The 25076-nt window shown below is 74.6% G+C and carries 19 protein-coding genes; 12 read left to right on the forward strand and 7 right to left on the reverse strand.

All coding sequences use genetic code 11. The features are described from left to right. The first annotated feature begins 252 nt into the window (after nucleotides 1-252). The 7 genes from IG62_RS0129105 (at nucleotide 253) to IG62_RS0129135 (ending at nucleotide 8754) form a co-directional block, all read left to right on the forward strand. On the forward strand, nucleotides 253-1077 hold the full coding sequence (locus IG62_RS0129105) for an SGNH/GDSL hydrolase family protein (RefSeq protein ID WP_030809699.1): 825 nt from the start codon (nucleotides 253-255) through the stop codon (nucleotides 1075-1077). A 94-nt stretch (nucleotides 1078-1171) separates the two neighbouring features. Continuing rightward, nucleotides 1172-3154: a bifunctional serine/threonine-protein kinase/transporter substrate-binding domain-containing protein gene (locus IG62_RS43460; RefSeq protein ID WP_158795139.1), complete on the forward strand. Its 1983-nt coding sequence runs from the start codon at nucleotides 1172-1174 to the stop codon at nucleotides 3152-3154. A 90-nt stretch (nucleotides 3155-3244) separates the two neighbouring features. Further along, on the forward strand, nucleotides 3245-4678 hold the full coding sequence (purB, locus tag IG62_RS0129115; RefSeq protein WP_030809705.1) for an adenylosuccinate lyase: 1434 nt from the start codon (nucleotides 3245-3247) through the stop codon (nucleotides 4676-4678). Between the two features lie 15 nt (nucleotides 4679-4693). Continuing rightward, nucleotides 4694-5251 carry a G/U mismatch-specific DNA glycosylase gene (mug, locus tag IG62_RS0129120; protein ID WP_030809708.1) on the forward strand — a complete coding sequence of 186 codons (558 nt, stop codon included), beginning with the start codon at nucleotides 4694-4696 and terminating at the stop codon, nucleotides 5249-5251. A 143-nt stretch (nucleotides 5252-5394) separates the two neighbouring features. Further along, the gene (locus IG62_RS0129125; protein WP_030809711.1) at nucleotides 5395-6339 is read left to right on the forward strand and encodes an alkaline phosphatase family protein; all 945 of its coding nucleotides are present in this window, start codon (nucleotides 5395-5397) and stop codon (nucleotides 6337-6339) included. 1 nt (nucleotide 6340) lies between these two features. Then, entirely contained in the window at nucleotides 6341-7741 is a 1401-nt protein-coding gene (locus tag IG62_RS0129130) for an MFS transporter (RefSeq protein ID WP_030809714.1), read from the forward strand. Continuing rightward, the gene (locus IG62_RS0129135) at nucleotides 7738-8754 is read left to right on the forward strand and encodes a TolB family protein (protein WP_030809716.1); all 1017 of its coding nucleotides are present in this window, start codon (nucleotides 7738-7740) and stop codon (nucleotides 8752-8754) included. The genes IG62_RS0129130 and IG62_RS0129135 overlap by 4 nt, the downstream gene beginning before the upstream one ends. Here the strand turns inward: IG62_RS0129135 and IG62_RS0129140 are convergent. Then, on the reverse strand, nucleotides 8748-9203 hold the full coding sequence (locus IG62_RS0129140; protein WP_030809718.1) for a hypothetical protein: 456 nt from the start codon (nucleotides 9201-9203) through the stop codon (nucleotides 8748-8750). The two genes, IG62_RS0129135 and IG62_RS0129140, sit on opposite strands and share 7 nt — an antisense overlap. 379 nt (nucleotides 9204-9582) lie before the next feature. Between IG62_RS0129140 and IG62_RS0129145 the strand changes: the two genes are divergently transcribed. Continuing rightward, complete coding sequence (locus IG62_RS0129145) at nucleotides 9583-10740, forward strand: ROK family protein (RefSeq protein WP_030809720.1); 1158 nt, start codon at nucleotides 9583-9585, stop codon at nucleotides 10738-10740. Nucleotides 10741-10765: 25 nt separating this feature from the next. Here the strand turns inward: IG62_RS0129145 and IG62_RS0129150 are convergent, their stop codons facing one another. Together IG62_RS0129150 and IG62_RS0129155 are read right to left on the reverse strand one after the other, a co-directional pair. Then, nucleotides 10766-11512 (reverse strand): GntR family transcriptional regulator, encoded by a 747-nt coding sequence (locus IG62_RS0129150; protein WP_030809722.1) that lies wholly within the window; start codon nucleotides 11510-11512, stop codon nucleotides 10766-10768. Nucleotides 11513-11761: 249 nt separating this feature from the next. After that, nucleotides 11762-12646 (reverse strand): RNA polymerase sigma-70 factor, encoded by an 885-nt coding sequence (locus tag IG62_RS0129155; protein WP_030809724.1) that lies wholly within the window; start codon nucleotides 12644-12646, stop codon nucleotides 11762-11764. Nucleotides 12647-12910: 264 nt separating this feature from the next. Here IG62_RS0129155 and IG62_RS0129160 point away from each other — a divergent pair, with 264 nt between their 5' ends. From IG62_RS0129160 to IG62_RS0129170, 3 genes are all read left to right on the forward strand, one after another. Further along, complete coding sequence (locus IG62_RS0129160; RefSeq protein ID WP_030809726.1) at nucleotides 12911-14521, forward strand: alkaline phosphatase D family protein; 1611 nt, start codon at nucleotides 12911-12913, stop codon at nucleotides 14519-14521. 84 nt (nucleotides 14522-14605) lie between these two features. After that, nucleotides 14606-16003, forward strand: a complete 1398-nt coding sequence (locus IG62_RS0129165) for a GNAT family N-acetyltransferase (protein WP_030809727.1) — start codon at nucleotides 14606-14608, stop codon at nucleotides 16001-16003. Between the two features lie 154 nt (nucleotides 16004-16157). Next, a complete protein-coding gene (locus IG62_RS0129170) occupies nucleotides 16158-17852 on the forward strand; it encodes a DUF885 domain-containing protein (protein ID WP_030809728.1) in 1695 nt (564 codons plus the stop codon). 117 nt (nucleotides 17853-17969) lie between these two features. Here IG62_RS0129170 and IG62_RS0129175 read toward each other — a convergent pair whose 3' ends face one another. Then, nucleotides 17970-18476 (reverse strand): rhodanese-like domain-containing protein, encoded by a 507-nt coding sequence (locus tag IG62_RS0129175; RefSeq protein ID WP_030809730.1) that lies wholly within the window; start codon nucleotides 18474-18476, stop codon nucleotides 17970-17972. A 94-nt stretch (nucleotides 18477-18570) separates the two neighbouring features. Between IG62_RS0129175 and IG62_RS0129180 the strand changes: the two genes are divergently transcribed. Next, the gene (locus IG62_RS0129180) at nucleotides 18571-19017 is read left to right on the forward strand and encodes an Lrp/AsnC family transcriptional regulator (protein ID WP_030809732.1); all 447 of its coding nucleotides are present in this window, start codon (nucleotides 18571-18573) and stop codon (nucleotides 19015-19017) included. Nucleotides 19018-19044: 27 nt separating this feature from the next. On the opposite strand, the gene IG62_RS0129185 is transcribed toward IG62_RS0129180, so the two are convergent. The 3 genes from IG62_RS0129185 to IG62_RS0129195 all read right to left on the reverse strand — a co-directional run bounded on the left by IG62_RS0129185 (nucleotide 19045) and on the right by IG62_RS0129195 (nucleotide 25025). Next, nucleotides 19045-22224 carry an AAA family ATPase gene (locus IG62_RS0129185; RefSeq protein WP_030809739.1) on the reverse strand — a complete coding sequence of 1060 codons (3180 nt, stop codon included), beginning with the start codon at nucleotides 22222-22224 and terminating at the stop codon, nucleotides 19045-19047. After that, the gene (locus IG62_RS0129190) at nucleotides 22221-23387 is read right to left on the reverse strand and encodes an exonuclease SbcCD subunit D (RefSeq protein ID WP_030809742.1); all 1167 of its coding nucleotides are present in this window, start codon (nucleotides 23385-23387) and stop codon (nucleotides 22221-22223) included. The genes IG62_RS0129185 and IG62_RS0129190 overlap by 4 nt, the downstream gene beginning before the upstream one ends. Before the next feature lie 105 nt (nucleotides 23388-23492). Further along, complete coding sequence (locus tag IG62_RS0129195) at nucleotides 23493-25025, reverse strand: alpha/beta hydrolase (protein ID WP_030809745.1); 1533 nt, start codon at nucleotides 25023-25025, stop codon at nucleotides 23493-23495. Nucleotides 25026-25076: the final 51 nt, after the last annotated feature.

Here is a 25076-nt window from a genome sequence, read left to right on the forward strand (position 1 = left end):
ACCCGCACACTCCCCCAACCGGGAGGGGACGGGCCGGAGGGGCCTTGTTCGTGGACGTAAAGCGACAGCAGTCCACGAACAAGGCCCCGGAGGACCGTCCCCGCACCCACAACAAAACCCAGCCCGCCGCAGGCGCAACGGCGACCAAGCCCCGCGGCGCCGCAGACAGCTACGTACGCGGCGCCGCAAAGTGCACAACGGCGAGCCCCGCGGCGGGACAGACAGGTACGTGGGGCCATATAGCATCCGCATGTGTCGTACACGAGTTTCGTAGCCATAGGTGACAGCTTCACCGAGGGAATGTCCGACGGGCTTCCCGACGGCTCCTACCGGGGGTGGGCCGACCTGCTCGCCGCGCGGCTCGCGGCGCGGACGCCGGGCTTCCGGTATGCCAACCTCGCGGTGCGCGGCAAGCTGATCGGGCAGATCCTGGACGACCAGTGCGGACCGGCCGCGTCGATGGGCGCGGACCTCGTGACGCTGGTGGGCGGGCTCAACGACGTGCTGCGCCCGAAGTGCGACGTCGCGCGGGTGTGCGCGCAGCTGGAGACCGCGGCCGAGCTGCTGGTGAAGGGCGGCGGCCGGCTCGTGCTGATGCGCAGCCCGGGGCGCCAGGGGCCCGTACTGGAGCGCTTCCGGCCGCGGATGGAGCAGCTCTTCGCGCGGATCGACGAGATCGCCGCGCGGCACGGCGCGCTGGTCGTGGACCTGTACGCGTCGAAGGCGCTGACCGACCCGCGGATGTGGGCGGACGACCGGCTGCATCTGAACGCCGAGGGGCACCGCCGGGTGGCCGAGGCGGTCTGGCAGGCGCTCGGGCTGCCCGCCGAGTCGGACTGGGACGCCCCGCTGCCGGCGGCCGCACCGCCGGGCTGGCGGGCCCGGCGGGCCGCGGACCTGCGGTTCGCGCGCGAGCACCTCGTGCCATGGATGGGCCGGCGGCTGACCGGCCGCTCCTCGGGGGACGGCCGGCTGGGCGCCCATGTGAGTCCTGAGCTGGGCACGGCCTTCTGGGTCGGCCCGGCGGACCACACGGACCCCGGGCCGGTGACCGCCTGGGGTCAGGTCGGGGCGTAACGGAGGCGCAGTCACCGGCCACCGCACGGGCCGGCGGCGGGCCGGCGTGCGGAATACTGCCGGCACAAGTGCGGGCACGGGGTGGGGGTAGTGGGTGCGACCGTTGACGAAGGGCGATCCGCAGCAGATCGGGCCGTTCCGGATCGTCGGGCTGCTCGGGGGCGGGGGTATGGGCCGGGTGTATCTCGGCCGTGCGGCGGACGGGCGGACGGTGGCGGTGAAGACCGCGCGGTCCGAACTCGCCGACGACCGGGGTTTCCGGACCCGTTTCGCCCGTGAGGTGGCCGCCGCCCGGCGGGTGGGCGGGCCGTTCGTGGCGCCGGTGGTCGACGCCGCGCCGCATGACGACGTGCCGTGGATGGCGACCGACTACGTGCCGGGTGTCTCGCTGACCGATGCCGTGCACGACGGCGGGCCGCTGCCGGAGCCGGCGGTGCGGCTGCTGACGGCGGGTCTGCTGCAGGCCCTGGCGGCGGTGCACGCGCACGGCCTGGTGCACCGCGACCTCAAACCGTCGAACATCCTGCTCACGGCCGAGGGGCCGCGGGTGATCGACTTCGGCATCGCGTACTCGGCCGCGGACACCGCTCTGACGATGACCGGCACCGCCCTCGGCACACCGGGGTTCATGGCGCCCGAGCAGCTCGTCATGACGGGCCCGACCGTCACGGGCGCGGCGGACCTGTTCGCGCTCGGCGGGGTGATCGTGTTCGCGGCGACCGGCTGCGGCCCGTACGGGAGCGCCGAGCCGCAGATCCTGATGTACCGCACGGTGCACGAGGAACCGCGGCTGGACAGTCTCCCGGGCGGGCTGAGGGAGGTGGCGGCGGCCTGCCTGGCCAAGGAGCCGGAGCAGCGGCCCGCGCTGCCCGCCCTGGTGGCACGGGTGGGCCCGCCCGGCCCGTACGGCGACTGGCTGCCCGCCCCCGTCGCCGTCCAGCTCCGCCGTCTGTCCGCGCAGCTCACCGACCCCAGGTCCCCGGCCGCCCCCGTCCCGCGGCCTGGGGCCCAGGCGCCGGCCGGCGTCCCGTTCGAGCAACTGCCGACCCGTACGGGTCCGGACGGCCCGCCGCTCCCGCCGTCGCCCGGCGCGACGCCGGCCTGGCCCGCGCACAGCGCCACGCCCCCGCTGCCCGCCTCCCCGGGGCCGAGCCGGCGCCGGGTGCTCGCCGCGCTGTCCGTGGTGGGGGGCCTGGCCGGCACCGGGGCGCTGGGCTGGGCACTGTGGCCGCAGGACGGGGAGCGCGCCAGGGGTGAGAACGCCGGGGACCGGCTCACCGCCTCCCCGGACCCCTCCGGCCGGTTGCCGCAGGAGATCCTTGACAAGGGCGGGGTCACCATCGGCTCGGACATCGCCTACGCGCCCATGGAGTTCGTCAGGGACGGCAGGCCCGCCGGGGTCGACGTCGAGATCGCGAACGCCCTCGGACGCGCACTGGGTGTGCGCGTCACCTTCGAGAACGCCGTCTTCGACACCCTGCTCGCCGGCCTGTCCGCGGGCCGTTTCGACCTGGTCATGTCGGCGCTGGCCGACACCAAGGACCGGCAGCAGGGGATCGCGGACGGAACGAAGACCGGCAGCGGCGTCGACCTGGTCGACTACTTCAGGGCCGGGCTCGTGCTCGTCGTGCGCAAGGGCGACCCGGAGGGCATCCGGAAGCCCGCGGACCTGGCCGGCAGGACGGTCGCCGTCCAGCGTGGTTCCCTCGCCCGGGACTACGTGGACGAGCTCGGCCGGAAGGTCGCCAAGGGCCCGAGGATCCGGGAGTTCGACTCACAGGCGGAGGTCTACGACGACGTCGCCAAGGGCCGTTCCTCGGCCTGTCTGGACGACTTCCCGGTGGCGGCGCACACCGCCGCCACCCTCTCGGGCGGCGGCGTCCTCGAACTCGTCGGCGGGCAGATCGACCCCCTGCCCTACGGCATCGCGGTGGCCAAGAACCGCCCGGCGCTGCGGGACGCGGTGCGCGGGGCTCTCGACCGCCTGATCAGGAGCGGCGAGTACGCGAAGATCCTCAAGAAGTGGTACGTCGAGGACGGCGCGGTGCGGCGGGCGGCCGTCAACGGGGGCGGATAGTGGGGCCCGTCCGCGCCTGTAGGAACGCACAGCCGGGACCGGGGCGCTGGCCTGCGCGAATCGCCAGTAGACTCTGACCACGTGACTGCTGTGTCTGCGAAGCCTCGCATCCCCAATGTTCTGGCCGGCCGCTACGCCTCCGCGGAGCTGGCCGTGCTCTGGTCCCCCGAGTACAAGGTCAAGCTGGAGCGGAAGCTGTGGCTCGCCGTGCTGCGTGCGCAGAAGGACCTGGGGGTGGCGGTCCCCGAGGAGGCGCTGGCCGACTACGAGCGGGTCCTGGAGGACGTCGACCTGGCGTCGATCGCCGAGCGCGAGAAGGTCACCCGGCACGACGTGAAGGCGCGGATCGAGGAGTTCAACGCGCTGGCCGGGCACGAGCAGGTCCACAAGGGCATGACCTCCCGCGACCTGACCGAGAACGTCGAGCAGCTCCAGGTGCGGCTGTCGCTGGAGCTGGTGCGGGACCGCACGGTCGCCGTGCTGGCGCGCCTGGGTTCGCTGGCCGCCCAGCACGCCGAGCTGGTGATGGCGGGCCGCTCGCACAATGTCGCCGCGCAGAGCACGACGCTGGGCAAGCGGTTCGCGACCGCGGCGGACGAGCTGCTGGTGGCGTACGCGCGGCTGGAAGACCTGCTCTCCCGTTACCCGCTGCGCGGCATCAAGGGCCCCGTGGGGACCGCGCAGGACATGCTGGACCTGTTGGGCGGGGACGCGGCGAAGCTGGCCGAGCTGGAGCAGCGGATCGCCGCGCACCTCGGCTTCGGGCAGGCCTTCACGTCCGTCGGCCAGGTCTACCCGCGCTCGCTGGACTACGACGTGGTCACCTCGCTGGTGCAGCTGGCCGCCGCGCCCTCGTCGCTGGCGAAGACGATCCGGCTGATGGCCGGGCACGAGCTGGTCACCGAGGGCTTCAAGCCCGGTCAGGTCGGCTCGTCGGCGATGCCCCACAAGATGAACACCCGCTCCTGCGAGCGCGTCAACGGCCTGATGGTGATCCTGCGGGGCTACGCCTCGATGGCCGGTGAGCTCTCCGGTGACCAGTGGAACGAGGGCGACGTGTCCTGCTCCGTGGTGCGCCGGGTTGCCCTGCCGGACTCGTTCTTCGCGCTGGACGGCCTGCTGGAGACGTTCCTGACGGTGCTCGACGAGTTCGGTGCGTTCCCCGCCGTCGTCGCCCGTGAGCTGGACCGTTACCTGCCGTTCCTCGCCACGACGAAGGTGCTGATGGGGGCGGTCCGCGCCGGGGTGGGCCGCGAGGAGGCCCACGAGGCGATCAAGGAGAACGCGGTGGCGTCGGCGCTGGCCATGCGCGAGCAGGGCGCCGAGCGCAACGAGCTGCTGGACAAGCTGGCGGCGGACGCCCGGATCCCGCTGGACCGGGCGCAGCTGGACGCGCTGATGGCGGACAAGCTGTCGTTCACGGGTGCGGCCGCCGACCAGGTCGCGTCGGTCGTCGCCCGGATCGAGGAGATCGCCAAGCAGCACCCGGAGGCCGCCGGCTACACCCCGGGCGCGATCCTCTGACCCGGGAGTCCTGAGGTGCGCTTCACCCCGGAGGAACTGCAGGCCGCTCGTGACCGCCTCGTCCCGGACGTGGCGGCGAGCGGTCTGCGGGTCCTCTTCTGCGGGATCAACCCCGGGCTGATGTCGGCGGCGACCGGCCACCACTTCGCCCGGCCCGGCAACCGCTTCTGGCCGGTGCTGCACGCCGCCGGCTTCACACCGCGGCGTCTGCACCCCCATGAGCAGGAGGAGCTGCTGACGCACGGTGTCGGGATCACCAATGTCGTCGCGCGGGCGACCGCCCGGGCGGACGAGCTGACCGCGGAGGAGTTCCGCGAGGGCGGCCGGCTGCTGGCGGAGAAGGTGGCCCGGCTGCGGCCGCGCTGGCTCGCCGTCGCCGGGGTCACGGCCTACCGCGTCGCCTTCGACGACAAGCGCGCGACAGTCGGACCGCAGGCTCGTACGCTGGGGGAGACGCGGATCTGGGCGCTGCCCAACCCCAGTGGGCTGAACGCCCATTGGACGCCGGCGACGATGGCGGAGGAGTACGGGCGGCTGCGCGCCGCGGCGTTCGCGGAGGACGGGGACGCGTAGCGGGTCCCGCCTTTCGGGACGGGGTGGCGGGCGGACTGCGGGCGTTCGGCCAACCGTCATCTTGAAGGCGTGTACATGTCACCTTGGTGGCTCTACTCTGTCGCCGCCCGTGCACGCCCCCACTCTTCCGTACGGAGGCAGTCGTGCCCACTCCGTCCCCCTCGCCTTCCCCCTCCCCCTCCGCCGCCGGGTCCCCGGCGGACCACCGCGGCCGCCGCTCGCGCCGCCACAAGCTCACCGCGCTCGCCGGGGCGTTCGGCCTCGCCGCCGCCGGACTCGGCATCTGGGCCGGCGATGGCTTCGGTGCCGAGGCCGCCGCGGCCGGTGTGCCCAGCCCCGACCACGTGGTCGTGGTGGTCTTCGAGAACCACGCCTACAATCAGGTGCTCGGCAGCTCCAGCGCCCCGTACATCAACTCGCTGGCCTCCGGCGGCGCCAGCCTCACCGCCTCGTACGCCGAGACCCACCCCAGCCAGCCCAACTACTACGCGATGTTCTCCGGCGACACCCAGGGCGTCACCGACGACAGCTGCGTCACCCCCGGTTTCAGCTCCGCCGCCAACCTCGCCTCCGAGGTGACCGCGGCCGGCAAGTCCTGGGCGAGCTACAACGAGTCGCTGCCGTCCGAGGGCTCCACCACCTGCCGGAGCGGCAAGTACGCGCAGAAGCACAACCCCTGGTTCGGCTTCAGCAACGTGCCCACCAACACGGCGCACACCTTCGACGCGTTCCCCACCGACTTCAGCACCCTGCCGACCGTGTCGTTCGTCGTGCCCAACCTGTGCGGCGACATGCACGACTGCTCGGTCTCCACCGGTGACACCTGGCTGAAGAACCACCTCAAGAGCTACGCGGACTGGGCCAAGACCCACAACAGCCTGCTGCTGCTCACCTTCGACGAGGACAACCGCCTCAGCGGCAACCGCATCCCGACCGTCCTGTACGGCCAGCCGGTGCAGCCCGGCTCCACCTCGGGCACCACCTACAACCACTACGACGTGCTGCGCACCCTTGAGGACATGTACGGCACCTCGCACGCCGGGAAGGCCGCCGACGCCAAGGACATCACCGGCGTCTGGGCGAGCTGAGGTGTACCTCGCGGACAGCCGCGCCACCCCCACGACGGCCGGCCCGGGCACCCGCCCGGGCCGGCCGGTCCGGGCCGCGGTCCCCGGCACCGTGCTCGTCCTGGGCACCGTCAGCCTGATCACCGATGTCTCCTCGGAGATGGTCACCGCCGTCCTGCCGCTGTACCTCGTCGCCGAACTCGGCCTGTCCCCGCTCGGGTTCGGGCTGCTGGACGGGGTGTACAACGGTGTCAGCGCGCTCGTCCGGCTGATCGGCGGGCGGATCTCGGACCGCGGCGGGGGCCGCGGCCACAAGAGCGTCGCGGTGGTCGGATACGGCCTCTCGGCGCTGTGCAAACCGCTGTTGCTGCTCGTGCACACGCTGCCGCTGATCGGTGCCGTGCTGGCCGTCGACCGCACCGGCAAGGGGCTGCGCACCGCACCACGCGACGCGATGATCTCGCTCGCCGGTGAACCGGCGGTCCGCGGCCGGGCGTTCGGCGTGCACCGGGCGATGGACACCGCGGGCGCGCTGCTCGGCCCGCTGGTCGCCTTCCTCGTGCTGCGCGCCGCGGCCGGGGGGTACGACGCGGTGTTCACGGTCAGCGGCTGTGTGGCCGCGCTCGGCGTGGCCGTCCTGGTGCTCTTCGTCCCCGCCCGGATCCGGCCCCCCGCACCGGTCGCCGCCGAGGCCGCCGGCCGGCTCCGGTCGCCGGTGCGCGACCCGCTCCCGTCGCCGGTGCGCGGCCCGGCGTCGCCCACCCCGCCGCGCGACCCGGCGTCCGCCCCTCCGCTGCAGCCGTTGCTGCGGCTGCCCGCGCTGCGCCGGCTCACCTGCTGCGCCGTGCTGCTCGGCCTGACCACGGTCAGCGACTCGTTCCTCTACCTCACCCTCCAGCGCCGGCTCGGGCTGTCCGAGGCGTGGTTCCCGCTGCTGCCGCTGGGCACCGCCGCGGCCTTCCTGCTGCTGGCCGTGCCGCTGGGCGCGGTCGCGGACCGGTGGGGCCGCCGCCGGCTGTTCCTGCTCGGCCATCTCGCGCTGCTCGGCGCCTACGGGGTGCTGCTCGCGCCGTTCGCCGCCTCGCCGGTGCTGACGGGCCTGGTCCTCGTCCTGCACGGGGGCTTCTACGCGTCCACCGACGGTGTGCTCGCCGCGGCCACCGCCGACGCGGTGCCGGACGCCTGGCGCGGCAGCGGGCTGGCGGTGGTGCAGACCGGCCAGGCTGCGGCCCGCTTCGGCTGCTCGCTGGCCTTCGGCGCGGCCTGGACCGTCTGGGGCGACCGCGGGGCGCTCGGCCTCGCCGCGGCCGGTCTGGCGCTCGCCGCCGCGATCAGCGCCCGGCTGTTGCGCGCCACCCCCGGCACCGACACCGCCCCCACCCGGACCGACGCCGCCCCCACCCCTTCGGAGCCCGCCCCGTGACCCGCACCGCCCGCCTCCTGGTCCTGCTCGTCACCGTCCTCGTCCTCGGCGGGATCGCTGTCGGTGCCACCCTGCACGCCGCCGGCCGGGCCGCCGAGAAGGACCGCGCCCAGGCCGGTGGGCCCGCGGTCGCCTCCGGGCCGGTACGGCTGAGCGATCCGCACCGCGTGCTCTTCCGCAACATGGCCTGGGGCCCGCACCGCGACGAGATCACCGCCGTCCCGGCCGGCCGGCTCGCCGGCCCGCGCACCGCCTCCGGCGTCCGCTGCCTGCGCTTCCACGCGGCCGCCGGCACCGGCCTCTGCCTGCAGGCCGTGCACGGCGAACTCCGCGACACCTACCGGGCGGTGGTCCTCGACGACCGGCTGCGCGAGCGGCGCCACTACGACCTGGCCGGCACCCCAACCCGGGCCCGGGTCTCCCCCGGCGGCCACACCGTCGGCTGGACCGTCTTCGTCAGCGGCGACTCCTACGCGGGCACCGCCTTCTCCACCCGGACCTCGGTCCTCGACACCCGCACCGGACACCTGGACGCCAACCTGGAGACCTACGCACTGTCCGTCGGCGGACACCGGGTGCACGCGGCCGACGTCAACATCTGGGGCGTCACCTTCGCCGACGACGACCACTTCTACGCCACCGCCGCCACCGGCGGGCAGACCTACCTCGTCCGCGGTGACCGCACCACCCGTACCCTGCGCGCGCTGCACGGCAACGTCGAATGCCCCTCGCTGTCACCCGACGGCACCCGCGTCGCGTACAAGAAGCGGGTCGCCGGCGCCGATCCGGACGCCCCCTGGCGGCTGTACGTACTCGATCTGCGCACGCTGCACGAGACCGCGACCGGCGAGCACCGCAACATCGACGACCAGGCGGTCTGGCGGGACCGCCACACCTTGGTCTACGCGCTGCCGGGCGACTACGGCGCCGATCTGTGGACCGTCCCCGCCGGCGGCTCGGGCACCCCGCACCGGCTCGCCACCGCCGCGCTCGCCCCGGTCTTCCCTCACTGACCTTCGGCCACCCGCGCCACCTCCTCCTCCCCCACCGCCACCAGCAGCTGCAACGGCAGCTCCCGGTCGCCCTGTCCGACGCCCACGCCTATCCACCGGCCCGCCACCCGCCAGCCGTACATCTGCGGCACGAAGCCGCACAGGGTGTCCAGCGGCGGCCGCACCGGCAATCCCTGCGCCGTCCGCTCCAACGCGCCCTCCAGGTCGAGGACTTGGGGCTCGCCCCACCGTAAGGACAGCGCCTGCACCAGCGCGGTCAGCGCGGCCTCGAACTCCTCCTCGGCCTCCGCCAGCTCGGTGAGGTCCGCGTCCCAGAAGTCCTGACTGACCCGCAGGTCCGCCATGTGGAAGCCCGGCCCGCTCTCGGCCGTCGCGGAGCGGACCCGCTGCGCCGGGAACTCCCGCAGGCGCAGCCGGTCGATGGTCGTCAGCTGCTCGTCAAGCGTCATACCGTCAGTAAAGCGCGAGGGTCTGACAATTGGCCGTGCGCCCGGCGGCGGTCGGCCCCGACCGGCCCTTGACCTCCTCGTCCGGCCTTCCCCCGCCGCGTGACCGCCCCGCTCGCCTCCGTCGTCCGCCGGCTCGGCCGGCCCGTCACCTACACCCCGCTGGCTGCACCTGCTCATGGCCACGGTCGCCGGGGTGCCGGCCACGCTGGGTGCCCGGAACCGCACCCAGGCCGTGATCGCCGCCTACGGGTCCGGGTTCATGGCACCGGGGACGGTCGGCCAGCGGGGGCCGGCGCCCGCCGCGGCCCCGGGCGGGGCTCGCCGCACACCGTCTGACCGGCTACGATCCGCCACACACGGAAAGCTAGGGAGACGGACGTTGGGGCGGCTCACCGGCGGGGACCCCTCGCTGCTGCGACGGATCAACTCCGCGGTGGTGCTCGACGCGCTGCGCGCCGCGGACGCCGCCACGCTCACCCATCTCGTCCAGGTGACGGGCCTGTCGCGGCCCACGGTCGAGGGCGTGATCGAGGGGCTCATCGAGAGCGGCCTGGTCGTCGAGGTGCCCGCCGAGGAGGGTGAGGCACGCCGCCAGGGCCGCCCGGCCCGCCGTTTCCGGTTCCGTACCGAGGCCGGTCATCTGCTGGGCATCGAGATCGGGCCGCACCGCATCGTGGCGCTGCTGTCCGATCTGAGCGGCCGGGTGCTGGACACCGCGCAGCGCACCGTCGAGGAGGGCGCCCCGGCCGATGAGCGGCTGGACCGGGTGCGGGCCGTGGTGGCCGATCTGCTGCGGCGCACCGGCGTGCCGCGCCGGGGCCTGCGGGCCGTCGGCGTGGCCAGCCCGGGCATCGTGGAGGCGGACGGCACGGTACGGCTGGGCACCGCGCTGCCCGGGTGGACGGGTCTGCCGCTGGGTGACCGGCTGCGGCGGTCGTTCCGCTGTCCGGTGCTGGTCGAGAACGACGCCAACGCGGCGGCGGTGGCCGAGCACTGGCAGGGCGCGGCGGCCGGCTCGGACGACCTCGTCTTCGTGCTGGCGGGGCTCAGTCCGGGCGCCGGTTCGCTGATCGGCGGGCGGCTGCACCGCGGGTTCGGCGGCGCGGCCGGGGAGATCGGCGCGCTGCATCTGCTCGGGCGGGAGGCGACCCCGGAGGCGCTGCTGTCGACGACCGGGAAGCCGCTGCATCCGCTGGACGAGGCGCAGGTCGCGGCGGTGTTCGCGGCGGCCGGGCGGGGGGATGCGCGGGCCCGGGACGCGGTGGACCGGTTCATCCGGCGGCTGGTGCACGACGTCGCCGCGCTGGTGCTGGCGCTCGATCCCGAGCTGGTGGTGATCGGTGGCTGGGCGACCGGGCTGGCCGGCGTACTGGGGCCACTGCGCGACGAGTTGGCGCGTTACTGCCTGCGGCCGCCGCGGGTCGTCCTGTCCCAGCTGGGCGAGGCGGCCGTGGCGACCGGCGCGCTGCGGCTGGCGCTCGACCACGTCGAGGGGGAACTCTTCGCCGTGGAGGGGACCGTGACGGCCCGTCGGTGAGCCGTCACCCTCCCCCGGCGTACGGTCAGCCCGCGAGCAGAGCCATCGCGTCGCGCTCGCCGAACGTCAGCCGGCAGGTGTCCGCGCGGTACGTGGACACCGCGACCGCGGTCGGGCGTCCCCCGGAGACATAGCGGGTGGTGACGACCAGAACGGGCGCGCCCGGGAGCCGGTCGAGCTGCTTGGCGTCCTCGGCCCGGGCCGAGCCCAGCTCCACGGTGCGGTCCTGGCCCTCCAGCTCGCGCTCCTGGAGGGCGCGCAGCACGGCACGGGCACGGCCGGGGGCGCTGAGCGCGGCCTCCGCGTCGTATCCGGGGACCGCGGCGGCGGGGACGTACAGCAGCTCGGCGGCGACCGGGCGGCCGTCGGTGACCCGGCTGCGGCGCACGACGTGGACCTGCTCGCCGGGGGCGGTCTCCAGCAGTCGCGCCACGTCGGCCGGGACGGTGTCGCTCTCGGCGGCGTCGACCGGCTGCCAGTCGTCGCCGGGGGCGCCGGGCCAGGTGTGCCGGACGGAGTCGACGGCGACGTCGGCGCGCGGCGGGGCGACGGTGGTGCCGACGCCGCGGCGGCGCTGGAGCCGGCCCTCCAGCTCCAGCTGTTCGAGCGCCTGCCGGAGCGTGGCCCGGGCGACCCCGAACCGGGCCGCCAGATCACGCTCGTTCGGCAGCACCTCACCGACCGCGAACTCCGAGTCCAGCGCCTGACTGAGCACGGTCTTGAGGTGCCAGTACTTCGGCTCCGGCACCGTGTCGAGCTGCGTGGTCCCCACCCTGTCCTCCGCACTGGCGGCTGCCCGCGGGGCAGCGCCCCCTGGGATCCGGGCCCGCACACGGGGCCCTGCACGACGGCCCGTCCGCGCACCCTTTATGAGCGCTTCTTTATTAAAGGTTGTTGCAGTATCCCGACGATATGGCCGCCCCCACCCTTGGTCAAGACCAATCCCGCCACCGATTGGCGCGGCGCCGCACGAGGAGAAGGCCCCCGAGATGCCCGGTCCACGGGCCACGGGGGCCCCGGCTCAATTGGTGGCCAGTGCCCCGAGCTTGTCCGGGTTGCGCACGATGTACACGGTCCGGATCCGGCCGTCCTGGATACCGAGCTGGACGACGGTGTCCGGTACGCCGTCCAGGTGCAGCAGCACCGCGAGCCCGCCGTTGAGGTCGCACAGGCGGAAATCCAGGCCGGCCGGCTGCGACTTGGCGACGCCGAGGAGGAAGCGGGCGACCTTGTCGGCGGACTCGATGATCCGCAGCGGCGCCTTGGCCTTGCCGCCGCTGTCGCCGACCAGCCGGGCGTCCGCCGTGAGCAGGCTCAGCAGCCCGGCCAGGTCGTCACCGGCCGCCGCGGCCAGGAACCGCTCGGTCAGATCGCGCTGCTGCTCCGGGTCGACCTCGTAGCGGGGCCTGCCCTCCTCGACGTGGCGCCGGGCCCGGCCCGCCAGTTGGCGCACCGCGGCCTCGCTGCGGTCGAGGACCGCGCCGATCTCCGCGTAGGGGTAGCCGAACGCCTCGCGCAGGACGAACACCGCGCGTTCCAGGGGGGAGAGCGCTTCCATGACGACGAGCACCGCGAGGGTGACGGTCTCGGCGAACACCGCCCGCTCCGCGCCGTCCGGCGGGCTCCCGGTGGCGTCCGTCGCCAGCGGCTCGGGCAGCCAGGGCCCCACGTAGGACTCGCGCCGGGACTGGACCTGGCGCAGCCGGTCGATGGCCAGCCGGGTGGTGATCCGTACGAGGAAGGCGCGCGGCTCGCGGACCTCCGCGTGGTCCGCGCCGGCCCAGCGCAGCCAGGCGTCCTGCACCACGTCCTCGGCGTCGGCCACCCGGCCGAGCATCCGGTAGGCCACCCCGAACAGAACGGGCCGGTGTTCCTCGAAGACCTCGGTCGCGGTATCGCTTCGCACCCGCCCATCCCACCCGGCGATCCGGCCGTTGTCCAGCGGAAACGGCCCGGTGCGAGGCACACCACTGCCCCGGCGCGGGCCGGCGGAGTCCTGGCCATCGCCCCGCCGGCTTGCGACCATGACCCGGTCCGGCCGCTCCCGTGGGCCGGGATGCCCGCGCACCACCCGTGAAACGCCGTGCGTTCACCGGGAGTTCGCCTGCGGGGCATCGAACAGCGATACGAACGGGTCGTCAGTGGATCGGTCGAGGCGTGGAGGTTGGAGATGGCGCAGGGATCCGGCGGGGGCTGGGGGCGGCGCGCGGTGCTGCGGGGTGCGGCGGCGGGTTCCGCGGCGCTGGCGCTGCCCGCGCTCACCGGGGCCGCGCCCGCGCTGGCCCGCGGCGGCCGGCCGAGTGCCGACTGGGGCGTACAGGTCGGCGATGTGACCACCTCCTCGGGCCTGGTGTGGGTGCGGTCCGACCGGCCGGCCCGGATGGTGGTGCAGACCGCGGCGACCGAGTCGTTCCGCAACGCCCGTACCTGGCGCGGCCCGGTCCTCGGTGCGGGTACGGACTTCACCGGCGTCACCGGGCTGCACGGCCTGCCGCCCGGCGAGCAGATCCACTACCGGGTGCTGCTGGCCGACCCGGACGACCCGCGGCGCACCGGCGAGCCGGTGACCGGCACCTTCCGTACCGCCCCCGAGGGACGCCGCTCCGACGTGCGGTTCCTCTGGTCGGGCGATCTGGCCGGCCAGGGCTGGGGCATCAATCCGGACCGCGGCGGCTACCGCATCTACGAGGACATGCGGCGCCGGAACCCGGACTTCTTCCTGTGCAGCGGCGACAACATCTACGCCGACAACCCGATCACCGAGCGGGTGACGCTGCCGGACGGCCGGATCTGGCGGAACATCACGACCGAGGAGAAGTCGAAGGTCGCCGAGACGCTCCAGGAGTTCCGCGGCGCGTTCCGCTACAACCTGCTGGACGAGAACCTGCGCCGCTTCAACGCCCAGGTCCCGACGATCACGCAGTGGGACGACCACGAGGTGCACAACAACTGGTACCCGGGGCAACTGCTCGACGACGACCGGTACACCGAGAAGCGCACCGACGTGCTCTCCGCGCGGTCGCTGCGGGCCTTCGCCGAGTACTTCCCGATCCGTACGCTGCGGCCGGACGAGGGGGGTACCTCCCGCTCGAACGGGGCCGGGAGTGGGGGAGGGCGGGTCTACCGGGTGGTGCACCACGGCCCGCTGCTGGACGTCTTCGTGCTGGACATGCGGCGCTACCGCAACGCCAATTCGGCGGACCGGCAGACCGACGACCCGCAAGGCATCCTCGGGGCGGAGCAGCTGCGCTGGCTCAAGCGTGAGCTGTCCCGCTCGCGTGCGGTGTGGAAGGTGATCGCCTCGGACATGCCGCTGGGGCTGGTCGTCCCGGACGGCAAGACGAACTTCGAGGCGGTGGCGCAGGGCGATCCGGGCGCTCCGCTGGGGCGGGAGCTGCAGCTGGCGGAGCTGCTGCGGCACATCAAGCACGCCCGGGTGACCGGCACGGTGTGGATCACCACGGACGTGCATTACACCTCGGCGCAGCACTACGCGCCGGAGCGGGCGGCGTTCCAGGATTTCGCGCCGTTCTGGGAGTTCGTGTCGGGGCCGTTGAACGCGGGCGGTTTCCAGGCCGTGAAGCTTGATGGAACGTTCGGGCCGGAGCAGGCGTTCATCAAGGCACCGGACCGGGCGAACGTCTCCCCGGCGGAGAGTCCGCAGTACTTCGGCGAGATCGACATCGACGGGGGAAGCGGGGAGCTGACGGTGCGGCTGCGCCAGGAGGGCGGGGACGTGTTGTTCAGCAAGGTGCTCCAACCCGGACAGGTAGGACAGTAGGGACCAATGCCCCGATTGCGTCTTTTACTCGTCGGACACAAGGTGTTGGCGACGAGGCAACACCTGTCGGCAAGGCTTGTGTGCATGACTGAAGCAACCTCTGCCAAATCGTCCCGCCGTCACCATTGGCGGCGGGAGCTCGTCGAGCTGGCGGCCCTGTTCACGGCCGTCGCGGTGGCCGACGCGGTCGCCAACACCGTCGCGCACCGCCCGTCCGGCCCGGGGCTGCTGTGCGCCTTCGCGGTGGCCCTGCTCGCCACGACGGGCTTCCACGTCTGGTGGTCACGGCGCCACGACCACGCCCCGCCGCCGACCGATACCGGCGCCACCGCGCCGTCCCCGGCCGGCGGCGCCCCCCGGGCCGCCGGCCGGGACACGACGCTGTGGCGGATGCGGACCACGGTCCGCGACGAACCGGGCAGCCTGGCCGCGCTGTGCACGGCACTGGCCGCCCGGCAGGTGGACATCCTCAGCCTGCAGACCCACCCGCTGTCCGAGGGCACCGTCGACGAGTTCCTGCTGCGCGCCCCGGCCCCGCTGACGCCCGAGGAGCTCACCCGTACGGTGACCGGCGCCGGCGGCGCCCACAGCTGGCTGGAGCGGGCCGACGCGCACGACCTCGTCGACGCACCGACCCGGATGCTCGGGCTGGCGACCCGTACGGCCCTGGATTCCGCCGAACTCCCCTTGGCGCTGCGGCAGTTGCTGGGGCGCTGCACGATCCACTCGGTGCCCGCCCGGTCGCTGACCGGGCAGCCGCTCGCCGAGCAGGTGCCCGCGGAGGGCGTGCTGGAGGACCATGTGATGAAGTTCCGTGACCCCTGGGGGGGTTCACTCACGATCGAAAGGCCGCAGTTGGCGTTCACCCCCACCGAGTTCGCCCGGGTGCGGGCCCTGGTCGAGCTGGACGCCCGGCTGGGCCAGCGGGTGCCGCCGCGGCGGGACGTGCTGACCCTGCCCGAGGGCAACGAGATCACCGTCCGCCGTGCCGGCACCGCCGATCTGGTCGCGGCCCGGGAGATGCACGACCGCTGCTCGACGCGGACCCTCGCGCTGCGCTACCACGGCCCGGTCGGGGACGCGGACCGCTACCTCGCCCATCTGCTCAGCCCGCGGTTCGGCCGCACCCTGGCGGTGGAGACCGCGTCCGGCCGGCTGGTGGCGCTCGGCCATCTGCTCTGGGACGGCGACGAGACCGAGGTGGCCCTGCTGGTCGAGGACGCCTGGCAGCAGCGCGGCATCGGCGCCGAGCTGCTGCGCCGGCTGGTGGCGATGGCGGCCGAGACCGGTTGCGAGAGCGTGTACGCGATCACCCAGGCGTCCAACACCGGCATGGTGGCCGCGATGCGCGGCCTCGGCCTGCCGCTGGACTATCAGATCGAGGAGGGCACCCTGGTGATCACGGCCCGCCCGGCCGGGCCGCCCGCCCGGCGCGAGCCCCGCGAGACCGTGCACATCCAGGACGCGACCGGCCGCCGCTGAGGCAGGGACCACGGCCCGCGGTTCGGCCGGGTGGCGCGCACCACCCGGCCGACCGCCGACCGGGACCGGCGAAGGCAATGACGCCGTAAAGTGACAGGAACGTATGGGCTGTTGATGGTGACGCGGCGGGCCGATCCGTACGAGGATGGTCCGCATGCCCCACACCACTACTCCCGCGAGCGGTCCACTGCCCCGCCAGGTCGCCGACGCCTATGTCGACGCGCTCGTCGAGCTGGACCCCATCATCGGCACCTACCTCGGCGTTCCCGAGAGTTCCTCGAAGCTCCCCGACTTCTCCCCGACGGGCCAGGAAGCGGTCGCCCAGCTCGCCCGTACGACGCTGGAGAAGCTCAGCGAGGCGGAGGCCCGGCCGGGCGCGGAGCACCCCACCGAGAAGGTCTGCGCGCGGCTGCTGCGCGAGCGGCTGACCGCCGAGCTGGCGGTGCACGAGGCGGGCGAGGGCCTGCGGGCGGTCAGCAACCTCAGCTCGCCGCTGCACCACGTCCGCGAGGCGTTCACGCTCACGCCCGCCGAGACCGAGGAGGACTGGGCGGCGATCGCCCAGCGGCTGCGGGCGGTACCGGCCGCCCTGGAGGGCTACCGCGCCGCCCTGGACGCCGGCCGCAAGCGCGATCTGCCCGCCGGCCCGCTGCAAGTCGCCACGGTCATCGGCCAGTTGGGCGAATGGATCGGCACCGACCGCAGCTGGTTCGCCGAGTTCACCGACCCGGGCCCGAAGACCCTGCGCGCCGAGCTGACCGAGGCCGCCGAGGTGGCCACCGGCGCGCTGGTGGAGCTGCGCGACTGGTTCCGTGACGTCTACGCCCCGGCCATCGCCGGCGCACCGGACGTGGTGGGCCGGGAACGCTACGCCCGTCTCGCCCGCTACTACAACGGCGCCGACGTCGACCCGGACGAGGCGTACGCGTACGGCTGGTCGGAGTTCCACCGGCTGCTGGCCGAGATGAACACCGAGGCGGAGCGGGTACTCCCCGGCGCGAAGACCCCGTGGGAGGCGCTGGCCTGGTGCGACGAGCACGGCGAGGCGATCGAGGGGGTCGAGGAGACCCGGCAGTGGCTGCAGTCGCTGATGGACGAGGCGATCGACGCCCTGGACGGCACGCACTTCGAGCTCGCCGAGCGGGTGCGCCGGGTGGAGTCCCGGATCGCCCCGCCCGGCAGCGCCGCCGCCCCGTACTACACCCAGCCGTCGCTGGACTTCTCCCGCCCCGGCCGCACCTGGCTCCCGACCATGGGCGAGACCCGCTTCCCGGCGTACGACCTGGTCTCGACGTGGTACCACGAGGGCGTGCCCGGCCATCACCTCCAGCTGGCGCAGTGGGCGCACGTCGCCGATTCGCTCTCCCGCTACCAGACGACGGTGGGCATCGTCAGCGCCAACGCCGAAGGCTGGGCGCTGTACGCCGAACGCCTCATGGACGAGCTGGGCTTCCTGACCACGCCGGAGCGCCGGCTGGGCTATCTGGACGCGCAGATGATGCGGGCCATCCGCGTCATCATCGACATCGGCATGCATCTGGAGCTGGCGATCCCGGCGGATTCGCCGTTCCACCCGGGCGAGCGGTGGACGCCGCAGCTGGCCCACGAGTTCCTGGCGAGCCACTGCAGCCGCCCGGCCGATTTCGTGGAGAGCGAGATCATCCGCTACCAGGGCATGGCCGGCCAGGCGATCGGCTACAAGCTCGGCGAACGCATCTGGCTCCAGGGCCGCGAGGCCGCCCGCGCCCGCCACGGTGCCGACTTCGACCTGAAGTCCTGGCACATGGCCGCCCTCTCCCAGGGCTCCCTGGGCCTGGACGACCTCCTGAGCGAACTCTCGGCACTCTGAGGGGAGTTCGTGCGGCGCCGGGGGCCGGGGGCCGGTGCGCGACCACCTGGTCCGGTACGGGAGTGCCGGGCCCGTACCGGACCGCCCGTCCCGGTGCCCGGCTCGCGCCCGGCCCGCTCAGCAGCCGCACTCCCCCGCGCCGACCGGGGCCGTCAGCGGGTCGGCGGGCCGGGTTTCCGTGCCCTGCCAGGTCTCGGTCGGGTAGCCCTCGCGGATCCAGTACTCGATGCCGCCGAGCATCTCCTTGACGCGGTGGCCGAGCCGGGCCAGGGCGAGGGCGGCGCGGGTGGCGCCGTCGCAGCCCGGGCCCCAGCAGTACACGACGACCGGCACCTCCGGGTCGAGCAGCTGCGGGGCATCCGCGGGGATCCGGGCGGTGGGCAGGTGGACGGCACCGGGGACGTGGCCCTGGTCCCAGGCGGCGGTGCTGCGGGAGTCGACCACGACGAAGTCCGGGGCGCCGGCCGTGAGGGCGGCGTGCACATCGGCGACGTCGGTGTGGAAGGCGAGCCGCGCGGCGAAGTAGGCGGCGGCGTCCGCCGGGGCGGCCGGCGGGGTGGCGAGGACGGGGCTGGTGGCGGCGGCCGGGGACTGCCCGGCGGGGCGGGGCTGCTGAGTGATCATGGCGGTAAATTTATGGTCCGCCGCGGCGGCCGAGAAGCGACGATCCCCGGCGGAAACCTTGCCGAGCCGGGGATTCCACTGCTAGACAGCGCAGATGACCGGATATTCACCCGACGCCACCGACTGGCGCATCCTCGACGTCCTGCAGCGCAACGGCCGCGCGGGCTACGCCGAGCTGGCCCGCGCCGTGAACATGTCCGCCAGTGCCGTCACCGAGCGGGTCCGGCGGCTGGAGGAGGCCGGGGTGATCTCCGGGTACGCGGCGGTGGTCGACCCGGAGCGGATCGGGCTGCCGGTGCTGGCCTTCGTTCGGCTCCGCTACCCGAACGGCAATTACAAGCCGTTCCATGATCTGCTGGAGACGACGCCGGAAATCCTGGAGGCGCACCACGTCACGGGCGACGACTGCTTCGTGATCAAGGTCGCGGCCCGTTCCATGAAGCATCTGGAAGAGGTGTCCGGGCGGATCGGCGCGCTCGGCTCGGTGACCACCAGCGTGGTGTATTCGTCGCCGCTGCTGCGCCGGCCGGTCGGCCACTGACCGAGCCGCCCCGCCCTCCCTCGGGGCTCAGTGCCGCACGTGGTGCCGCACCACCGAGCCGGTGCGGGCCTTGACGACCTCCAGCTGGGCGGGGATGCGGGCCTTGAGATCCGCGACATGGCTGACGATGCCGACGCTGCGGTCGCGTTCGCGCAGCGAGTCCAGGACGTCCAGCACCTCGTCGAGGGTCTGCTCGTCGAGGCTGCCGAAGCCCTCGTCGATGAAGAGGGTGTCCAGCCGGGTGCCGCCGGCTTCGTCGGTGACGACGTCGGCGAGCCCGAGGGCCAGCGCGAGCGAGGCGAAGAAGGTCTCGCCGCCGGAGAGACTGGCGGTGTCCCGCTCACGGCCGGTCCAGCCGTCGATGACGTGCAGCCCGAGCCCGGAGCGGCGGGTGCCGCCGGCCCGCTCGTCGGAGTGGACGAGGGTGTAGCGGCCGGCCGACATCCTGTGCAGCCGGGCGCTGGCCGCGGCCGCGACCTGTTCGAGCCGGGCGGCGAGGACGTACGACTCCAGCCGCATCCGCCGCTCGTTCTCGCCGGATGTGCCGGCGGCCAGGGCGGCGAGCCGGGCGATGCGGTCGTGCGCGGCGCGCAGCGGGGCCAGCGCCCGGGCGTCGGCCCCGGCGCGCGCGGAGAGCCGGTCGAGTGCGGCGGCGCGGTCCTCGGCGGTGGCGTGGGCCGTGGCGGCGGTCCGCAGCCGCGCCGCCGCCTGCTGGTGGGCGGCCTGGGCGGCGTCCGGGTCCGCGGGCGGCAGGGCGGCCGCGGCGGACACCTCCGGGTCGGCCAGTTCCGCCTCGGTCGCGGCGGATTCCCGCTGCCAGTCGTCGAGCCGCTGTTGCAGGGCCCGCCACTCCTCGTCCCGCAGCAGTGCCCCGGCGACCTCTCGCGGGGTGTCGAACCCGGCCCGGTAGGCGGCGTCGGAGAGCGCGGCGTCGGCTTCCTTGAGCCGCTCGGCGCAGGAGTGCGCCGTACGGGACGCCTCGGCCGCGGCGGCCAGCCCGGCCACCTGCCGCTCCAGGTGCCCGGCCCGCTCGGCCACGCTCGTGCAGTCCGCGCGGGCCCGGCTCAACTCCTCCTCCAGGGCGGCCCGTTCGGCGTCCAGTGCCTCGCGGCGGGAGGTGCGGGCGGCGGCCCTGCGCTCGGCCTGCTGCTGCTCGGTGCGGCGCCGTTCGTGCTCCCGCTCGGCGCGTCCGAGGGCCTCGCGGGCGGCGTGCAGATCGGCGCCGCGGGCGTGCTCGCGGGCCAGCTCGGCCCGCAACTCCTCGACCTGCGCGGTGAGTTCGGCCACCGGGGAGTCCCCGGCGGTGGCGGCGGCGCCGGCCAGCTCCTCCTTGGCCGACTGGCAGCGCTGCTCCGCCTGCCGGCGGGCGTCCTCGGCGCGGCGGTAGGCGGCCAGTGCCGCTTCCTCGGTGGCGCGGTCGACGTGGCCGGCGCCGGCCCGGGCAGGCGCCGGGTGCTCGGTGGCACCGCACACCACGCAGGCCGTGCCGTCCGTCAGCCCCTCCGCGAGCTCGGCGGCGATCCCGCGCAGCCGCCGGTCCTTGAGGTCGAGCCAGTGCTCGTGGGCGGCCGCGGACCGCTCCCGTGCGGTCAGCAACTCCCGTTCCGCGGCGCGTACTTCTTCGGTGGAACGGTCGCGCCGGCGGGCCGCGGCGAGCCGTTCGGCGGCCGGTTCCACGCGGGCGGCGAGCTGCTCGGCGCGGGTCGCGGCCTCCTGGGCGGCCTCGATGCGCTGCTGGTGGGCGCGGCGGGCCCGGTCCCACTGCGCGAGCCACTCGTCGGCGTCCAGCAGGGTCTGCTCGTCGGCGCGGGCCTCGCGGTCCAGCGCGACCCGTTCCGCGCCGATCTCGGCGGCCCGCCGCTCGGCCCGCCGGGCCGCCCCGAGCGAGCCCAGCTCCTCCCGCAACTCCCGCTCCCGGCCGGCGAGTTGGTCGCCGGCGGCGGCGGCGAGTTCCGGCGGCAGCAGGCCGCGGCATTCCGCGTCGGCGCGCCGGGCGGCGTCCAGATCGCGTCCGGCGGCGTCGCGCAGGGCCAGCGCGGGCGCCACCTCCGCGGCGGCCCGGGCCCGGGCCAGCCTCGCGCGGGTCTCCTCCCGTTCCGCGGCCCGGGCGTCCAACGCATCGGCCCGGCGGCGGGCGTCCGCGTACCGCTGCTGGAGCCGGTGTCGTTCGCGGGCCTCCGCCAGCCGGCCGGCCGCGGTCCGTTCGGTCTCCTCGGCCCGGTGCAGCGCACAGCGGGCGATGTCCAGCCGCTCCCGTGCGGTCACCCGGGCAACGGCGGCGCCGGCCAGCACCGCGTCCGCGAATCCCGGCTCGCCCGGCCCGGGTACGTCCGACTCCGCGGGGGCGGCCCCGGTGCCGCGTCCGGCGCGCCCGGCCGTGCCCGCGGTACGACGCCCGGCGGCACCGCCCTGCGCCGGGACCGAGGCCGCCGTACGCCGGCCGGGGTCCGCGGCAGGCAGCAGCCCCGCGAAGACGGCGGCGTCGCCGGTTTCCGCGTCCGCGGTCCCGCCGGCCGCCTGTGCCATCCGGTGCGCCAGCGCCAGCAGCCGTTCGTCGCCCGCCGCGACCTCGTCGGCGGCGGCCCGGCGGCGCGCGGTCAGCTGCTCCTCCAGCGCGGCGAACCGGCGGGTGTCGAAGAGCCGCCCCAGCAGCCGGGCGCGGGCCTCGGCGTCGGCCCGCAGGAAACGCGCGAACTCCCCCTGCGGCAACAGCACGACCTGGCAGAACTGCTCCTTGCTCATGCCGAGGAGCTGCCCGATCTCCTCCCCGATCTCCTGGTGGGAGCGGCTCAGCGCCTTCCAGTGCCCGTCGCCGCCGGCCGCCCGCTCCCGCGGTCCGCCCGGTACGAACTCCCGCAGCCGGCTCTGCGCCTTCTCCCTCGTCGTGCCGCTGCCGCGCTTCTTGGGCCGCGGCTGCTCGGGCAGCCGGGTGATCTCCAACCGCCTTTCCCCGACGGTGAGTTCGAGGACGACCTCGGTGAGGGTCAGCGGGTCGGCCAGGTCGCTGCGCAGTGCCTGGCCGCTCTGCCGCGCCCCGGGGACCGACCCGTACAGCGCGAAGCAGACCGCGTCGAGGACGGAGGTCTTGCCGGCGCCGGTCGGCCCGTGCAGCAGGAACAGGCCGTCCCGGGTGAGCCGGTCGAAGTCGATGGTCTGGGTGTCGCCGAACGGCCCGAATGCGGTGACGGCCAGCCGGTGCAGCCTCATCGTGCCCCCTCGGCCGCCATCTCCTGGGCGCGCACCTCGTCGATCGCGCAGCGCAGTTCGGCCCGCTCGTGCGCGTCGGCCGCGCGACCGGACCGTACATGTGCCACGAAGTCCTCGGCGATCTCCTGGTCGCTACGGCCGCGCAGCCGCTGGGCGTACGAGGCCAGCGAGCGGGCCGGCCCCTCGTCGGGGTCGAAGACCAGGCTGACGAGGTGCGGGAAGCGGCGGGCCAGTCGGGCCATGGGTTCGTGCGGGCGGGCGCTGTCGGTGAGCGTCGCCTCGACCCAGGAGTCCTCGTGCCCGGCCAGTGCCGGGTCGTCGAGCAGGTGCTCCAGCGGCCCCCGGATCCGGGCCAGCGCCCGCGGGACCGGGCAGTCCACCCGCTCCGCGTGCACCGCCCCGTCCGCGTCGAGCTCGACCAGCCACATCGATTTGCGGTGGGTGGCCTCGGAGAACGAGTACGCCAGCGGGGATCCCGAGTAGCGGACCCGTTCGGTGAGGGTCTGGCAGCCGTGCAGATGGCCGAGCGCGGCGTAGTCCACGCCGTCGAACACGGCCGCGGGGACGGAGGCGACGCCACCGACGGTGATGTCGCGTTCGCTGTCGCTGACCGCGCCGCCGGTGACGAAGGCGTGCGCCAGCACCACCGAACGGGTCCCCGGCGGCCGGCCGGCGAGGTCGGCGCGCACCGCGTCCATCGCCGCGCCCAGCACCGCCGCGTGGTCGGCCCGGGGCGCGCCGAGGGTGTCGCGGACCATGGCGGGTTCGAGGTAGGGCAGGCCGTAGAGGGCTACCGGGCCGTGCGCGTCGTGCAGCAGCACGGGGGTGCCGCAGCCGGCCGGGTCGGTGCGCAGGTGCATGCCGGCCCGTGCCATGAGTCCCGAGCCGACGCCCAGCCGGCGGGCGGAGTCGTGGTTGCCGGAGATCATCACGGTCGGGACGCCCAGCTCCGCGAGCCGGTGCAGCGCCTCGTCGAAGAGCTCGACGGCGGCGAGCGGCGGCACGGCCCGGTCGTAGATGTCGCCCGCGACGAGTACGGCGTCGATCTCCCGGTCGCGCACCGTCGCGACGAGGTGATCGAGGAAGGCGCTCTGGGCGGTGAGCAGGCTGACCCGGTGGAAGGACCGGCCCAGGTGCCAGTCGGAGGTGTGCAGAAATCTCAACCGACCGCTCCGACCTGCACGTTTCCCCTCCCGGTCCGTCCCTGGCGCCGTCCGGGGTCCGCCGGCCGGCCGTGCCCAGGGTAGCCGCCGGCGGCCCGCCGTCGGCTACCGGGCTCCGGCCGCGGGCGGCGTGGCGCGGTCCGCGCAGCGGACGTCGTGGGCCGGGCGGCGGCCGGTGGTGAGGAAGGTGGTGACCGTGCGGTCGCCGCAGGCGGTGCCGTTGGCGAGGTAGGCGCCGTGGCCGCCGTGGTCGAGCGTGACCAGGCGGGCGCGGTCACCGAAGGCCTGCCGCATCTTCAGGGCACCGAAGTACGGGGTGGAGGGGTCCCGGAGGTTCTGGAGCATCAGGACGTTGGACGGGCCGTCGTCGGTGATCCGGGTGGGCCGGGTGTCCGGCGCGTCCTTCCAGAAGGAGCAGGGCGTGATGTTCACCGGCATGCCGGCGGTGAGCGGGTGGCGGGCCCGGTCGGCGGCGACCGCGCGCCGGTGGGCGGGGACCGACGCCGGCCAGCGCACGTCGTTGCAGAGGGTCGCCATGATGCCGGTGGCGCCGGTGTCGGGCAGCGGCCGGGCGAGGTCGGCGGGCAGGTCCGGGCGGGCGGCCGGGTCCTGGGCCTGCTGGACGAGCCGGGCCAGCGGCGCGAAGAAGGTGTCGCTGTAGAGGGCGTTCTGCAGTGCCTGCCGCAGCATGTTGCCGGTCAGCGGCACGGTGGGGGTGCTGGATTCCTTGGCCGCGCGGTCCAGCTTCGCGGCCAGTGCGAGGAAGCGCGGGCGGACGTCCTCGGGGCGGGCGGCCAGCCGCAGGCCGTCCTTGTCGCGGGCCGGGTCGGCGGCCCAGGCCGCGAAGTCGGGGAACCGGTCGTCCGCGGCGGCCGACATGTTCGCCAGCCAGCCCCGCTCGACCCGCGCCGGATCGGGGTCGCCGCTGCTGTCCAGCACCCAACGGTCGGTGTGCTGCGGGTCCTTCTGGGCGTAGACGGCGCCCACGTATGTGCCGTAGGAGACGCCCCAGGCCGAGAGTTTCCGCTCGCCGAGCGCCTGCCGGAAGCGGTCGATGTCGCGGACCTCGTTGGCGGTGGAGATGCTGCGCAGGACGGCGCCGCCGTTGCGGTGGCAGGCGTCGGCGACGCGCCGGGCGCGGGCGACGTTGCCGGTGATGTCGCCGTCCGGGGAGGGCCAGGAGCGCAGGGTCACCAGATAGCGGTCGGCGGGCGCCAGGCCGCAGCTCGCCGTGGTGCTGCCGCCCACCCCGCGCGGGTCCAGACCGACCAGGTCGTACGCCCCCGCCGTGGCCTTGCGCAGCGCCTCCCCCTTCTGCGCGAGCCGCTGCACCCCCGAGCCGCCGGGGCCGCCCGGGATCAGCAGCAGGGTGCCGCGCCGGGCCGCGGGCCGGTCGCTGCGGAGCCGGGACACCGCGACGGTCAACTGCGGGCCGTCCGGATGCCGGTAGTCCACCGGGACGGCCAGGTCGGCGCACTCCTGCCCGGCGGGGCCGCCGGGCTGGGCACAGGGCCGCCAGGCGAGGGGTGTGGGCGCGCCGGTCGCGGCCGGGGCGGGCGGGGCGAAGCCGGTCAGGGTGGCCGCGACCGCCGTGGCGGAGAGGCTGAGGAGGAGGGCACGTCGTGCGTAACTGGTCATGGGACAAGGGTGGTTGGGACGCGCCCGGAGACCCATCCGGCAGCCATGAGA

Source organism: Streptomyces sp. NRRL S-337 (assembly GCF_000720175.1).
Classification (GTDB): Bacteria; Actinomycetota; Actinomycetes; order Streptomycetales; family Streptomycetaceae; genus Streptomyces; species Streptomyces siderophoricus.